This is a genomic window from Flavobacterium sp., assembly GCF_049590715.1.
Classification (GTDB): domain Bacteria; phylum Bacteroidota; class Bacteroidia; order Flavobacteriales; family Flavobacteriaceae; genus Flavobacterium.
Window position 1 is genome coordinate 1 of the sequence record NZ_JBAWDL010000279.1, and the last position, 14,197, is coordinate 14,197.

The following is a 14,197-nucleotide window of genomic DNA, read 5'->3' on the forward strand; positions in this document are numbered from 1 at the left end:
GTTCTGAAATAAGTTCAACGGCTAGCGCGATGCCTCTTGGCTCGTGCCCACAAAGTGGAGCAACTAAAACAAGTCCATAAAAAATAAAGTCTTACAGTTTGGCAGGCTTAATGAAAGCAACAAATAGCCCCTATAGCTGGGGCTTTTATTATTTAGACAGCCGTACTTTTGAAAATGAATGCCCTAGCCCAGATAGAAGGGAAAATCCTTTTTTATCTTGTTTTTTTGCAAGATAAAAAAGATTGGAATGATAGCTGGAAATAGCTACAAAAACTAAAATAGTATCTCCTACCAGCTACACCGAGTTTGGGGATTTCAGAAAAATGACTTGGGACGAAGAAAACCGTTTGATGGGTATCAATGACAACGGTCGTATTCATTTGTATAGTTATGACGCTGGTGGCGAACGTGTGATAAAAAGCAGTGGCGATAGCCAAAATTTGGTTATTAATGGAAGCTCGGCAGCAAACTTGGTGCATTCTGATGATTATACTGGGTATGTGATTCTAAATGGCTCTAATAAACGGAATTATAGCGCAAATATCCAACTCGATGGATTGATATAAAGTGATGAAGAACAGAAATTATATAATATTTAAAATAAAAGCTATAACAACAATGCCTTGATTAAATCATAATTTTGAGAAAAAGAAAAAATTATGATAACACTATTAAATGATATTCCAAATAATGTTGCTGGTTTTGAAGCAACAGGTACAGTAACTCAATCTGATTTTGAAAATGTAGTTTTTCCAATAGTTGAAAGTAAAGTAAATCATTTTAATGAATTGAATTATCTATTGGTTTTAAACACCAATATTGAAGATTTTACTTTGAATGCTTGGTGGAAAGACGCATTACTCGGCATCAAGAATCTAACGAAATGGAATCGTTGTGCAATTGTAACTGACAATTCTACGGTTCAAAACTTTACTGCTGTTTTTAGTGTGTTAATGCCTGGTGAATTTAAACCTTTTGGTAAAAATGAGTTATCCGAAGCAATAGCATGGTGTTCTAATGGAAATAAAAATTATTAATTTAAAAAAATAAAAAAATGTCTACAGAAAATTTAAAAAATAATAAAGCAATTGAGAAATTAAAAGAATTGGCAGAAGATGCTAGAATTTGTATGTTTAGTACTGAACTCACAAAACTTCCTGTAAATTCTAGACCTATGGGACTACAAGAATGTGATTTGCAAGGTAATCTTTGGTTTTTAAGCAGTCAAGAAAGCAATAAAAATTTTGAAATTTCGGAGGATAATCGTGTCCAACTTTATTTTATGAACAACAGTAGTGCTGAATATTTATCTATATACGGGAAAGCTTATATTTATAAAGATCAAGAAACTATTGAAGAGCAATGGAGCCCTATGGCAAAGCCATGGTTTAAAGACGGTAAAGAAGATCCAAATGTCACCGTAATTAGAGTAACACCTGATGAAATTTATTATTGGGATACTAAAGCGGGGAAGTTCATGACTATGCTAAGTATATTTTCTGCAGTGGCCTTAGGTTCAGAAACCGATAATGATGATGGTGTTGAGGGAAAATTAAACATCTAAAGAAAAAGCAAATTCCAAAAAATAGTTCTGATTTCAATAATGGAAAAAGTACTATTTTCTGGAATTTTGCTTTTAAATACTGTAAAAAAAAATTATTGTGGTAAATTTTAAGTCTAAGTGGTATAATACTTTGGCTAATAGTAACTATTACATCTCTACTATAGTTTGTTTTGAAATGGTACTTCCGCCCTAGACAGTAGTAGCAGCCCCGAGAATTTGTTAGCTATTATTTACACTACTAAGAGCGCCCCTAAGAAGCTCTGTCACTAGTGAAAAAGCCAGCAAATCGAGGCTTAAGCAGATTGGTGGAATAAGTACATAGAAAAAGACTGTGAATTTTGATACTTTCTCTGTTATTTCTATAAAATAAACACCAATTAATTTCCGACCTTCATTCCATCAAATTCTAACAGTTATAACATACAAACTTAAAATGCAATAAATATGAATAAATTATTCAGAGGACTTTTAGCGGGTTACGGAGCAAAGAAATTAGGTGGTGGTTGTTTTAGCACGATCTTAATATTTATTTTGATATGGGTATTGCTAGGACAATGCAGTCATTAAAACCCACTTTTTAAAACCAAAACAGTATTGTTATAATAAAAAATAGTTTCTAAATGACAAAACATAAACAAAATGGAAAAGAATAAAATAAACACTGAAAAAATAGAAGAACCAAAAAATAAAAATAATAGTTCCGATATGGAATATATTGATCCTAAACCCAGTAAAGAAATAGAAACAGACATTACTGGAAATCAACTTGTTGTAGATAGAGCTCGAAACCCAATTGAGCATTCAGAAGAAATCCCAAACGAAATAAAATTAGATAACCCGAATGCAAATCGGGGTGTCAAAACCGACAAAGAAGCCATGAAAACAGTCGAAAATAATGACTTAAATTCAGATGTTACGTCTCATCGTTATCCTAGTTCCCATCCTGATAATCAAGAAGACAGAGGAAATATGAAATTAGACGAATAAATTATTGATGCAAGCGTGCAGTTTTGCTTGCTAATTTCTAAATTTACAAAAAAAAAATTATGGCTTCAGGGATTTTCGCACTATTAGATGATATCGCAGCAATTATGGATGATGTTGCCGTAATGAGTAAGGTAGCGGCAAAAAAAACTGCGGGAATTTTAGGCGATGATTTGGCTGTTAATGCCGAAAAAGCATCGGGATTTATCTCTTCAAGAGAAATTCCCGTTTTGTGGGCCATTACAAAAGGTTCCATGTTGAATAAGTTAATCATTTTACCTATTGCTTTTTTATTGAGTGCTTTTTCGCCATTAGCAATCATTGTAATTTTAGTGATAGGAGGATTGTACCTTGCTTATGAAGGAGCCGAAAAAATCCATGAATATGTATATCCACATCATTCCAAAAATATTGAAATCACTACACAAATCCCGTCCGAAACTGAAATATTGAGTCTTGAAAAAGCTAAAATAAAATCAGCGATTGTAACTGATTTTATTTTATCCGTTGAAATCATTATTATCGCCTTAGGAACTGTGATAGAAAAGTCAATTGCAACCCAAATTATTGTTGTTTCGATAATAGCCATACTTGCCACAATAGGGGTTTATGGAATTGTAGCTTTGATTGTTAGAATGGATGAATTGGGATTAAAATTAGTAGCCTTAAATGATCGTAAAAATAGTCTATCCAAAAAAATTGGAAACATGCTCATTCAAGCTTTACCTAAAGTAATAAAAAGTTTGAGCATTATTGGAACTATTGCTTTGTTATTAGTCTCTGGTGGCATTTTTGTTCACAACCTTCCATTTTTTCATGACTTATTGCCACAAATTCCTTCTATTATTGTTGAATTTGTCTTAGCATTAATTATAGGATTTATCGTTTTAGGAGTAGTGAATCTATTTAAAAAATTATTTCTAAAAAAAAATTCCTAAGTTTTTATTGGTATTGGTAATCGATTAAAACCATATAGGCAAGTCAAAAGTTTAAAAGTCGTTAAGTCAAAAGAACAAGTATCAAGGTAAACAACTAAACGATAAATAAAATCAATATTGTATCTTCTAAAAAACACTCCATTTAACGGTTTTTCTTTCTTAAGTCATAGAATGTATTGGTTTTGTTTTTACTAAAAATGACTAACTTTATCTTTTTTAAAACTTAAAAAGCATTATGAATTCTAAACTTGTAGATCCTTTTTTAAATAGGGCCAAAACATGGAAAGAGGAAATGATCGTATTGCGAAAAATTTGCCTTGATTGCGGATTAACCGAAGAATACAAATGGATGCATCCTTGTTACACTTTTCAAGAAAAGAATGTCGTTTTAATTCACCAGTTCAAAAATTATTGTGCCTTGCTCTTTCATAAAGGAGTTTTATTAAAAGACACGAATACTATTTTAATACAACAAACAGAAAATGTGCAAAGTGCTCGACAGATTCGGTTTACGGATTTACAGCAAATCATTGACTTAGAAACTGTTCTTAAAACGTATATCTATGAAGCTATCGAAGTCGAAAAAGCTGGATTAGAGGTCCAATTAAAACCTACAGCTGAATTTGAAATACCTGAGGAATTCAAAAAAGTATTGGATACCAATTCTAATTTAAAAATCGCTTTTGAGGACTTGACACCAGGGCGACAAAGGGGGTATTTACTATTCTTTTCCCAAGCCAAGCAATCCAAAACCCGTGAATCTCGCATTGAGAAATGTATTCCTGCTATATTAGAAGGAAAAGGATTGAAGGATTGAGAGCTGAATCAAACTCCCTATATTAGGGCTTCAAACTAAAATTGAAAGCTTATTTTCAGTTAGCATAAAAATAAAACATGAAATTTAAAGGCGTAATTTTTGATTTAGACGGAACACTTGTAAACTCTTTAGAAGATATTTCGGATGCTATGAATAGTATTTTAAAAGAGCTCCACTACCCTACCCATACTTATGAAACCTATCAATATTTCATTGGGAGTGGTCTTCGTAAATTAATAAGCAATGCACTGCCCGATACTCACACAAATGAAATAGAAATACAACGTTGCTATGATAAGATGATAGCTGTTTATAGTGAAAATTGTACCACTAAAACAAAACCCTACGAAGGAATACTTGAATTGTTAGTAGAATTAAAATAACGCAACATCAAAATCAGTGCTTTTTCAAACAAAGCTGAAGAGCTAACCAAGAAAATTATAACTACAATTTTTACTGGCTATTTTGAACCAATTGTTGGCTTAACGACCGAGACACTTAAGAAACCAAATCCAGCAAAAGCCATTGAAATAAGTAATCAATGGAACTTAAAACCTGATGAGATTCTATTTGTAGGAGATTCAGAGATTGATATGCAAACTGCTACTAATGCTAAAATGTATGCTGTAGGTGTGCTATGGGGATATCGAACTAAAGAGGAATTACTCACGGATGGCGCTAAAGTTATCATAAACCATCCCTCAGAGTTACTTGCAATTTTATAAACACAACCCCTTGATTTTATATTGATTATCAATATTATTTTTTCATCAATAACTAAACACTATTGTTATATAAAAATTAATAATCGGAATTGATTGTTATCACACGCTTATATGCCTTATTTTTGCACCAAAGAAATTTAAATATAAAATCATATTATTATGGCATTAGTAGGTAAAAAATTCCCAAGTATTGCAATTGACGCTATCTCAGAAATGGGTGACAATTTGAAAATCAACATTTTTGAAGAAGCTACAAAAAATAACAAAAAAGTAGTTTTGTTTTGGTACCCAAAAGATTTCACTTTTGTATGCCCAACAGAATTGCACGCTTTTCAAGCTGCATTACCAGAGTTTGACAAAAGAAACACAATCGTTATTGGTGCTTCTTGCGATACTAACGAAGTACACTTTGCTTGGTTAAACACACCAAAAAACAATGGTGGAATTGAAGGAGTAACCTATCCAATTTTAGCAGATACAACTCGTAACCTTTCTTCTGCATTAGGGATTTTAGATATTGAATCTTCTGAATACAATGAAGATACTGATTCTATTGTACTTGAAGGATCAAATGTAACTTACAGAGCTACTTATCTTATTGACGAAACTGGAAAAATTTTCCACGAAAGTGTAAACGATATGCCTCTAGGTCGTAACGTAAACGAATATTTACGTATGATTGATGCTTATACCCATATCCAAGAAAAAGGAGAAGTTTGTCCTGCAAACTGGGAAGCTGGTAAAGAAGCAATGAGTGCTGATAGAAACAGTACTGCTGCTTACTTGAGTGCTAACTAGTATTTTAAAGTTACTAAGATTCTGAGTTGCTAAGTCTCTAAGATTTAAACCAGAACAAATAGAAACTTCAAAATAAAATATCTAAATAAAAGTCACAAGGTTCTAAGATCAAATACTTAGTATCTTAGAACCTTAGCGACTTTGAACCTAAAAATGAAACCTATGTTAATCGAATTAAACGAAGATACGTTGGCAAACTTAGTTGCCGAAAACAATAAAGTAGTGGTTCAGTTTTCAGCTTCATGGTGTGGTAACTGCCGAATCATGAAACCAAAATTCAAGAAATTAGCAACTGAAAATGAAGATATTACTTTTGCTCTTGTTGATGCAGAGAATTTTCCTGAATCGCGTAAACTAGCTAATGTAAGCAACTTGCCTACTTTTGCTACTTTCGTAAACGGAAAATTAGTAAACGAAACGCAAACCAATAAACAAGAAGTATTAATTGAATTAGTAAACGAAATTATTTAACAATTCCGTTTTACATAATTTGATAGAAGCACAAAACTTGATTAATAGCCCCGATAGTAGCGGCATCCTCTTGTATGGCGATAGCAAATACAAGAGATATAGCGAATAGCGGGAACTGATTTGATTGGAACACCTAATCGTTGTGCTCCTAAAAAATCAAAATAGATACTGCTTTCTCTTTACCCCATATTCTTTTTTACTTATCTCTTTACTTATTCCTTTTATTTAACCCTTATCCCATTATACTTATCCCTAATTATCTAAATAAATGAAACTACCTGTTATAAAACACCTTACCCAATTTATCGAAGAAAACGATCAAGATTACATCATTGAAACGATTGAAGTCTTAGAAGCAATGACCGAAATTTCTTCTTTGAAAGATGAAGAATTAGATGTTATAGGCGAGTTGATTTCGAATATGTATGGAGCATTAGAGGTACAGAAATTAGTCAAGAATGGGACTGATAAAAAAGAGGCGCTAAATACTTTTATGAAACGTGTTATGGGATCTATAGACAAATAACAACACTCATTTTAAGTTTTACATAAAGAAACGCATACTAATTTTAGGTGCGTTTTTTTGGTTTTAAAACCTAATTCTTAAATAATTTTCATACTTTTGAACCTCAATAAAAATAAAAATTATGGCTTCAATTACATTAAAAGGAAATGCAATAAACACAATCAGTGAATTACCAAAAGTAGGTTCTAAGTTAGCTGATTTTAAATTAGTACAAAACGATCTTTCGGTAGCTACATTAAGTACTTTTGCTGGTAAAAAGTTAGTTTTAAATATTTTTCCAAGTATCGACACAGGAACTTGTGCTACTTCTGTTAGAACATTTAACGAATCAGCTGCTAAGTTAGACAACACTACTGTTTTGTGTATTTCTAGAGATTTACCTTTTGCACAAGGACGTTTTTGTGGAGCCGAAGGAATTACTAACGTAGTTAACTTATCAGATTTTCAAGAAGGAAGTTTTGGAAAAGCTAATGGTTTAGAAATCGTTGATGGTCCATTGAAAGGATTACACTCAAGAGCGATTATTGTTGTTGATGCTGACGGAACGATCCTTTATACTGAACAAGTAGGAGAAATTGTTGACGAACCTAATTACGAAGCTGCTTTAGCAGTACTATAATCTAAACATTAATGGAGTTTCAAAAAGACAATACCTTCTTTACAGGAAGATTAAAAAGCGTTACTTTTGCTGTCAAAGGTGCTATCAAATTAATCACAACCGAGCATAGTGTGATGGTTCAGTTTTCAACAGGGATTTTGTTGACAATTGCAGGTTTTTATTTTGGTATTACATCTACTCAATGGCTTTTTCAAACTTTAGCCATTGGCCTAGTTTTGAGTATTGAAGGTTTGAATACTGCAGTTGAAAAAATTGCAGATTTCATCCATCCTGATTATCATGAAAGAATAGGTTTTATAAAAGACATTGCTGCTGGCGCAGTCTTTTTTGCTGCTATTACAGCTATCATAATCGGTTTAATCATATATGTGCCTTTATTTCTATAGGCAATAGTACATCAAGAATGGCAAAATCAAAAAAAGAAACTTTAGATAAGAAAAACAATTCCGAGACTAAAGAAATTAAATCATGGAAAATGACTAGACAGCACAAAATTGTTTTGGGCTGTCTTTTTGTATTATTTTCTATCGCTTTATTAGTCGCTTTCACCTCCTTTTTTATATACGGACAAGAAGACCAAAGTGCTGTAACCGAGTTAACGGATCGTTCCGAAACCGTTCGCAACTGGTTAGGTAAATTTGGTGCTTATCTAGCTGATTTAATTGTTTACCAAGGATTTGGTTTGGCTTCCTTTTTATTTGTACGTCTTTTTTTCCTAACAGGAACCTTTTTAATCCTTGATCTTTCAGCTAAAAAACTAAAAGGGATTTGGTTTTGGGATTTATTTGTTCTGATCATTCTTTCAGTTTTATTTAGTTTTTTCGCTACTTCGTTACCAGAATTAGGTGGTGTTGTAGGCTATGAATTGAACTTATTTCTACAAGATTACATTGGGAAAACAGGTACTTTTTTAGTATTACTTTTTGGAGTTATCGTATATGTTATTTTCAAACTCCAACTTTCACCAGAAAAAATCCAATCCTTTTTTGAAAACTCGAAAAATGGATTGAAAGCAGACTTGGCTACGATTCAAAATGCTAAAAATGATGCCAGTTATAATTTAGAAGAATTTGCTGTTCCAGAAGAAGAAATGACTTTGGTAACCAAAAAGCCTCAATTTGAGATCAACAAAGAAGAATTAAAACCTACGATACAACATTCGTCGGAAATTAAACTAGAAACAACTACCCCTCCTCCATTCGAGAAAAAAATTACGGAAACTGCTGCACACAATGAAGAGTTTGTAATTGAAACAGCTCCTGAAGAAGATATTATTGAAGAAAATCTCGCTTCAAAATTAGTTTCTGATTTTGGATTATTTGATCCTACACTGGACTTATCCAACTATAAATACCCAACTATTGATTTATTAAAAGAATATTCTACTGGTGGAATCACCATCAATCAAGAAGAATTAGAAGAAAATAAAAACAAAATTGTAGATACGCTCCGCAATTATAAAATTGAAATTGCACAGATTAAAGCCACTGTTGGTCCTTCTGTTACCCTATACGAAATCGTACCCGAAGCTGGTATCCGTATTTCAAAAATTAAAAGCCTTGAAGACGATATTGCTTTATCACTTTCGGCTTTAGGAATTCGTATCATTGCTCCTATCCCGGGGAAAGGAACGATTGGTATCGAAGTACCTAACAAAACCCCAACGATGGTGTCTATGAAAAGTGTGATTGGATCAGCAAAATTCCAAGAAGCCGAAATGGAATTACCTATTGCTCTTGGTAAAACCATTTCCAATGAAACTTTTGTAGTGGATTTAGCCAAAATGCCTCACTTATTGATGGCAGGTGCAACAGGACAAGGAAAATCAGTGGGATTGAATGCAGTACTTACGTCTCTACTGTACAAAAAACATCCTGCCGAAGTAAAATTTGTTTTGGTTGATCCAAAAAAGGTCGAATTAACGCTTTTCAACAAAATCGAAAGGCACTATTTAGCGATGCTTCCTGATTCAGAAGACGCTATTATTACAGATAACACTAAAGTGGTGAATACATTAAATTCTCTTTGTGTCGAAATGGACAACCGTTATTCTTTATTGAAAGATGCGATGGTTCGAAATATCAAAGAATATAACGATAAATTCAAATCTAGAAAGTTAAATCCTGAGAACGGACACCGTTTTCTACCTTATATCATACTAGTGGTCGATGAGTTTGCCGATTTGATTATGACCGCTGGAAAAGAAGTTGAAATCCCAATAGCTCGTTTGGCTCAATTGGCTCGTGCCATTGGTATTCACTTGATTATCGCAACGCAACGTCCATCAGTCAACGTTATTACAGGTTTAATAAAAGCCAACTTCCCGGCTCGTATTGCTTTTAGAGTAACTTCAAAAATTGACTCTAGAACAATTCTTGACGCACAAGGAGCTGATCAACTTATAGGTCGTGGAGATTTATTATATACTAATGGAAACGATGTCGTACGTGTACAATGTGCCTTTATTGACACTCCTGAGGTTGAAAAAATTACAGATTTTATTGGATCACAAAAAGCATATGCTACTGCTTATTTACTTCCAGAATTTGTTGGAGAAGAAACTGGCATTAATCTTGATATGGATATATCCGAAAGAGATACTCTGTTTCGAGAAGCAGCCGAAGTCATTGTAAGTGCACAACAAGGTTCTGCATCCTTGTTACAGAGAAAATTAAAACTAGGGTACAACCGAGCGGGTCGATTAATTGACCAACTCGAAGCAGCTGGAATTGTAGGTCCTTTTGAAGGAAGTAAAGCTCGTTCAGTCAATGTACAAGATTTGACCTCTCTTGAGCACTTTTTAAACAATGAAAAAAACAGTTAACATCATGCAACTTAATATTCAAAAAAGCCAAAGAAATTTCGTTACTATTATGACTAAAAAAATTATTCCGATGCTATTTATTCTTTTTACTTGCATGTCATTGCAAGCTCAGGATAAAAATGCAAAAGCATTATTAGATCAAGTGACCGCCAAAGTAAAAAGTTATAATACTATTGCTATTGATTTTAAATATTGTTTAAACAATACAAAAGAAAACATTAATCAAGAAAGTAAAGGAAATGTTACAATGAAAGGGAATCAATATGTCTTAAATTTTATGGGGATAACTAAGATATTTGACGGTAAAAAAACCTACACTGTCGTTCCAGAAGATGAAGAAGTCACTATTTCAAGTTTCAATGAAAAAGATGACAATGCAATCACTCCTTCAAAAATGTTAACTTTTTTCAATATTGGTTACCGATATTCTATGGATATTATACAGGATGTAAGAGGAAGAAAAATTCAATACATCAAATTAGTACCTACTAATGCTAAAGATCAACGTAAAGAAATCCTTTTAGGAATCGATGTGCAAACAAAACACATTTATAACTTAATTGAAATTGGAAAAAAAGGAACAAAAACGACTTTAACCGTTAATTCTTTTAAAACCAACCAACCTTTATCAAAAAATCATTTTACCTTTGCGCAAAGTAAATATCCAAATTACTACATCAATAAATTAGATTAAATAAGGTAAGTGAAAATACTTGACAAATACTTATTAAAAACATTCCTGATTACATTTGCTACGGTATTTGTAATCTTGTTTTTTATATTCATACTTCAAACAATTTGGTTATTTATCGCTGAATTAGCAGGTAAAGATCTAGACATTCTCATGATATTAAAATTCTTGGTATTTTCAATGCCTCGAATTGTTCCACTGGTTTTGCCGTTATCTATTTTATTAGCGTCCATCATGACTTTTGGAAATCTAGCTGAAAATTATGAATTTGCAGCTATGAAATCATCAGGCATCTCTCTACAGAGAACCCTGAGAGGACTAACTGTTTTTATAGCTGTACTGAGTATTGTTGCCTTTTTATTTGCCAATAATGTTATCCCTTACGCTGAATATAAGTTCATAAATTTCAGAAAAAATATTGCTCAAGTACAACCAGCATTAGCCATAACTGAAGGGCAATTTAGCGATGTTGGGATTTACAATATCAAAGTCAATAAAAAATCTGGTAAAAACGGAAATAACTTAACAGGCATTACCATTCACAAAAAATCTTCAATGGGTGATGGAAGTAAAATCGTTATTAAATCTAAAGATGGAGAATTAATAAGCAGCGAACAATCCAGTGTTTTGCAACTTGTATTGAATGATGGTAACTACTATGAAGATGTTATCCCTAAAAAATATGAAGATAGATTAAAACTACCATTTGCGAAAAGTTCTTTTAAAAAATACACCATTAATATTGATTTATCGCAACTCAACAAACCCGAAGATAATGGCCAGGATGTTTCTAATTCTAATACCATGCTTACTGTAAACGAACTGAACTATACTTTAGATTCATTACAAAAAAACATGAAAACTGAAGTCATTTCTTTTTCTGAAAACATAACTCTTCAAACAGGTATTACAAACCTTATTAATACTGACAACAAAATAAATAATCCCAAAAAAGATAGTATTTCTAAATTAAAAGAAATCCCTAAGGACATATTATCAATATTCAGTAATCCTGAAAAAATGAATATTTTAACTACCGCAAGCAGTAACTTAGTAAGTATTGGCTATAATATTGATGCTTCTAAAGTAAATTTAGAAAACAAACAGAAGACAATTAATGATCATGTTTTAGCTTTATACGATAAATTTGTAATCGCCTATGCTTGTTTTCTGATGTTTTTCATTGGAGCTCCTTTAGGTGCAATTATTAGAAAAGGGGGACTCGGACTCCCAATCGTTTTTGCAGTTTTGATTTTTATAACCTTTCATTTTATCAATACTTTTGGTAAACGTATTTCACAAGAAGATGGTTTATCACCTTTTTTGGGAGCTTGGATGTCCTCATTTATTCTAACTCCATTGGCTATTTTTCTAACCTATAGAGCTACTAATGACATTGGCTTGATTAATATGGATGCGATCTTTACTCCTATCCAAAAAATATTTAAAAAACTCTTTCAAAAACAAAAATAAACACCAATCATGGTTTCAAATAAAATAGAACTCAACACAATTGAAGAAGCAATTGAAGATATTCGTCAAGGTAAAGTAATCATTGTTGTTGATGATGAAGACAGAGAAAATGAAGGCGATTTTCTTGCAGCAGCAGAAAAAGTCACACCCGAAATGATCAACTTTATGGCTACCCATGGACGTGGATTAATTTGCGCACCATTAACAGAGAGTCGTTGTAAAGAACTGGGGTTGCATGTTATGGTTACTAATAATACAGATCATATGGAAACTGCTTTCACTGTTTCTGTAGATTTAAAAGGAAATGGAGTAACAACAGGAATATCCGCATCAGATAGATCTACTACTACTTTGGCACTAGTTGATTCCAATACAAAACCACATGATTTAGCTCGTCCAGGACACATTTTTCCATTGGTAGCAAAACAAGGTGGTGTATTACGTAGAACAGGTCACACTGAAGCTGCAATTGACTTTGCAAGATTAGCAGGTTTTAAATCGGCTGGTGTGATTTGCGAAATCCTAAATGAGGATGGAACAATGGCTAGACTTCCTCAATTAGTCGAAGTAGCTAAGAAATTCGATCTAAAACTAGTTTCTATCGAAGATTTAGTTGCTTATCGTATGCAACATGATAGTCTCATTATTAAAAAAGAAGATTTTGACATTCAAACTCGTTTTGGAACGTTCCGTTTGAGAGCTTATGAACAAACAACTAATAAACAAATCCATATTGCATTAACCAAAGGAACTTGGAATTTAGGTGACCCAATATTAACTAGAATCCATTCTTCACAAGTTAACAATGATTTATTAGGCACATTAACTAATAATGTTGATCAACAATTGGACGATATGTTTAAGGTCATTAATGACCACGGAAAAGGTGCTTTTATCTTTATCAATCAAGATATGCAAGCTATTACTTTAATCAGTCGTCTTACTGAACTAAAAGCATTACAAGAAAAAGGAACGATGAAAGCACCAAAAATCGTTATTGATACTAAGGATTTTGGTATTGGTGCGCAAATTCTTCATGATATTGATATTTCTAAAATACGTTTGGTTTCTAATTCAGTTCAAGAAAAACGTGTTGGAATGATAGGTTATGGTTTAGAAATCACAGAATACGTCAATTATTAAGGCTTTTCTAATTTGTTTTTTAAATGATTCATCATTCATAAAGCATAGAAAATGAATCATTTAAAAAATAGTTTTAAAAACAGTTAAAATTTTTATCAAAATTGTTTTTGTAAACCGAAAAAGGTGCTTATATTTGCACTCGCAATCAGCAAATGATCGCAACATACTGGAGAAATGGCAGAGCGGTCGAATGCGGCAGTCTTGAAAACTGTTGACTGTAACAGGTCCGGGGGTTCGAATCCCTCTTTCTCCGCGAGCTGAAAAGCAAAGGGAAACAAAACCTCGTAAATCTTATGATTTACGGGGTTTTTTCTTTTATGCACTATTCAAAACATTCATTTAATCTTATTCCTTAAGAGATAAAATCGAGACCCTAGAATTTTCAAAAATTAGGGTCTCGCTAAATCTCTTAAACCTTTCAAAACAGTAGTTCATTTACTTGTTCAACAACAGGTTTACTATTTGAACATCTTGTTTGATATTGATTTTGAATCTAAATTGAATACTAATTAAAAGGTTACCACTATGAAAACAAAAATCACTTTGCATTTTTATGCTAAAAGCACAAAAGCCAATTCAGCCGGACTACTCCCTATTTATGTGCGCTTGACTGTTGATGGAAAA

The 14,197-nt window shown here is 32.6% G+C and carries 16 protein-coding genes, 1 tRNA gene and 1 pseudogene; all 18 read left to right on the top strand.

Annotated elements, in window-relative coordinates; genetic code table 11:
- Positions 1-323: 323 nt before the first annotated feature.
- The 18 genes and pseudogenes from WBQ70_RS12515 (at position 324) to WBQ70_RS12600 (ending at position 13,826) form a co-directional block, all read left to right on the top strand.
- Positions 324-566 (top strand): hypothetical protein, encoded by a 243-nt coding sequence (locus tag WBQ70_RS12515; protein WP_423914769.1) that lies wholly within the window; start codon positions 324-326, stop codon positions 564-566.
- A 93-nt stretch (positions 567-659) separates the two neighbouring features.
- Entirely contained in the window at positions 660-1,037 is a 378-nt protein-coding gene (locus WBQ70_RS12520) for an STAS/SEC14 domain-containing protein (protein WP_423914771.1), read from the top strand.
- 17 nt (positions 1,038-1,054) lie between these two features.
- Positions 1,055-1,564: a pyridoxamine 5'-phosphate oxidase family protein gene (locus WBQ70_RS12525; protein WP_423914774.1), complete on the top strand. Its 510-nt coding sequence runs from the start codon at positions 1,055-1,057 to the stop codon at positions 1,562-1,564.
- A gap of 444 nt (positions 1,565-2,008) precedes the next feature.
- The gene (locus WBQ70_RS12530; RefSeq protein WP_423914777.1) at positions 2,009-2,131 is read left to right on the top strand and encodes a hypothetical protein; all 123 of its coding nucleotides are present in this window, start codon (positions 2,009-2,011) and stop codon (positions 2,129-2,131) included.
- Between the two features lie 72 nt (positions 2,132-2,203).
- On the top strand, positions 2,204-2,551 hold the full coding sequence (locus tag WBQ70_RS12535; RefSeq protein WP_423914780.1) for a hypothetical protein: 348 nt from the start codon (positions 2,204-2,206) through the stop codon (positions 2,549-2,551).
- A 59-nt stretch (positions 2,552-2,610) separates the two neighbouring features.
- A complete protein-coding gene (locus WBQ70_RS12540) occupies positions 2,611-3,486 on the top strand; it encodes a DUF808 domain-containing protein (protein WP_423914782.1) in 876 nt (291 codons plus the stop codon).
- A 235-nt stretch (positions 3,487-3,721) separates the two neighbouring features.
- Entirely contained in the window at positions 3,722-4,303 is a 582-nt protein-coding gene (locus tag WBQ70_RS12545) for a YdeI/OmpD-associated family protein (protein ID WP_423914783.1), read from the top strand.
- Positions 4,304-4,380: 77 nt separating this feature from the next.
- Positions 4,381-5,028: pseudogene (locus WBQ70_RS12550) on the top strand (HAD family hydrolase).
- A gap of 159 nt (positions 5,029-5,187) precedes the next feature.
- A complete protein-coding gene (locus tag WBQ70_RS12555) occupies positions 5,188-5,826 on the top strand; it encodes a peroxiredoxin (RefSeq protein ID WP_423914786.1) in 639 nt (212 codons plus the stop codon).
- Between the two features lie 162 nt (positions 5,827-5,988).
- Positions 5,989-6,297, top strand: coding sequence for a thioredoxin family protein (locus WBQ70_RS12560; protein ID WP_423914804.1), 309 nt, complete (start codon positions 5,989-5,991; stop codon positions 6,295-6,297).
- Between the two features lie 268 nt (positions 6,298-6,565).
- Positions 6,566-6,823 carry a DUF6952 family protein gene (locus WBQ70_RS12565; RefSeq protein WP_366183023.1) on the top strand — a complete coding sequence of 86 codons (258 nt, stop codon included), beginning with the start codon at positions 6,566-6,568 and terminating at the stop codon, positions 6,821-6,823.
- A gap of 121 nt (positions 6,824-6,944) precedes the next feature.
- Positions 6,945-7,442: a thiol peroxidase gene (gene tpx / locus WBQ70_RS12570; protein ID WP_423914789.1), complete on the top strand. Its 498-nt coding sequence runs from the start codon at positions 6,945-6,947 to the stop codon at positions 7,440-7,442.
- An 11-nt stretch (positions 7,443-7,453) separates the two neighbouring features.
- Entirely contained in the window at positions 7,454-7,828 is a 375-nt protein-coding gene (locus WBQ70_RS12575; RefSeq protein WP_423914792.1) for a diacylglycerol kinase family protein, read from the top strand.
- A gap of 17 nt (positions 7,829-7,845) precedes the next feature.
- Positions 7,846-10,266, top strand: coding sequence for a DNA translocase FtsK (locus WBQ70_RS12580; RefSeq protein ID WP_423914795.1), 2,421 nt, complete (start codon positions 7,846-7,848; stop codon positions 10,264-10,266).
- 49 nt (positions 10,267-10,315) lie between these two features.
- Positions 10,316-10,960, top strand: coding sequence for a LolA family protein (locus WBQ70_RS12585; protein WP_423914805.1), 645 nt, complete (start codon positions 10,316-10,318; stop codon positions 10,958-10,960).
- 9 nt (positions 10,961-10,969) lie between these two features.
- A complete protein-coding gene (locus tag WBQ70_RS12590; protein WP_423914798.1) occupies positions 10,970-12,430 on the top strand; it encodes an LptF/LptG family permease in 1,461 nt (486 codons plus the stop codon).
- Positions 12,431-12,439: 9 nt separating this feature from the next.
- Positions 12,440-13,573, top strand: a complete 1,134-nt coding sequence (gene ribB, locus WBQ70_RS12595; RefSeq protein ID WP_423914801.1) for a 3,4-dihydroxy-2-butanone-4-phosphate synthase — start codon at positions 12,440-12,442, stop codon at positions 13,571-13,573.
- A gap of 168 nt (positions 13,574-13,741) precedes the next feature.
- Positions 13,742-13,826: transfer RNA gene (locus WBQ70_RS12600), tRNA-Ser, on the top strand.
- The last annotated feature ends 371 nt before the right edge of the window (positions 13,827-14,197 follow it).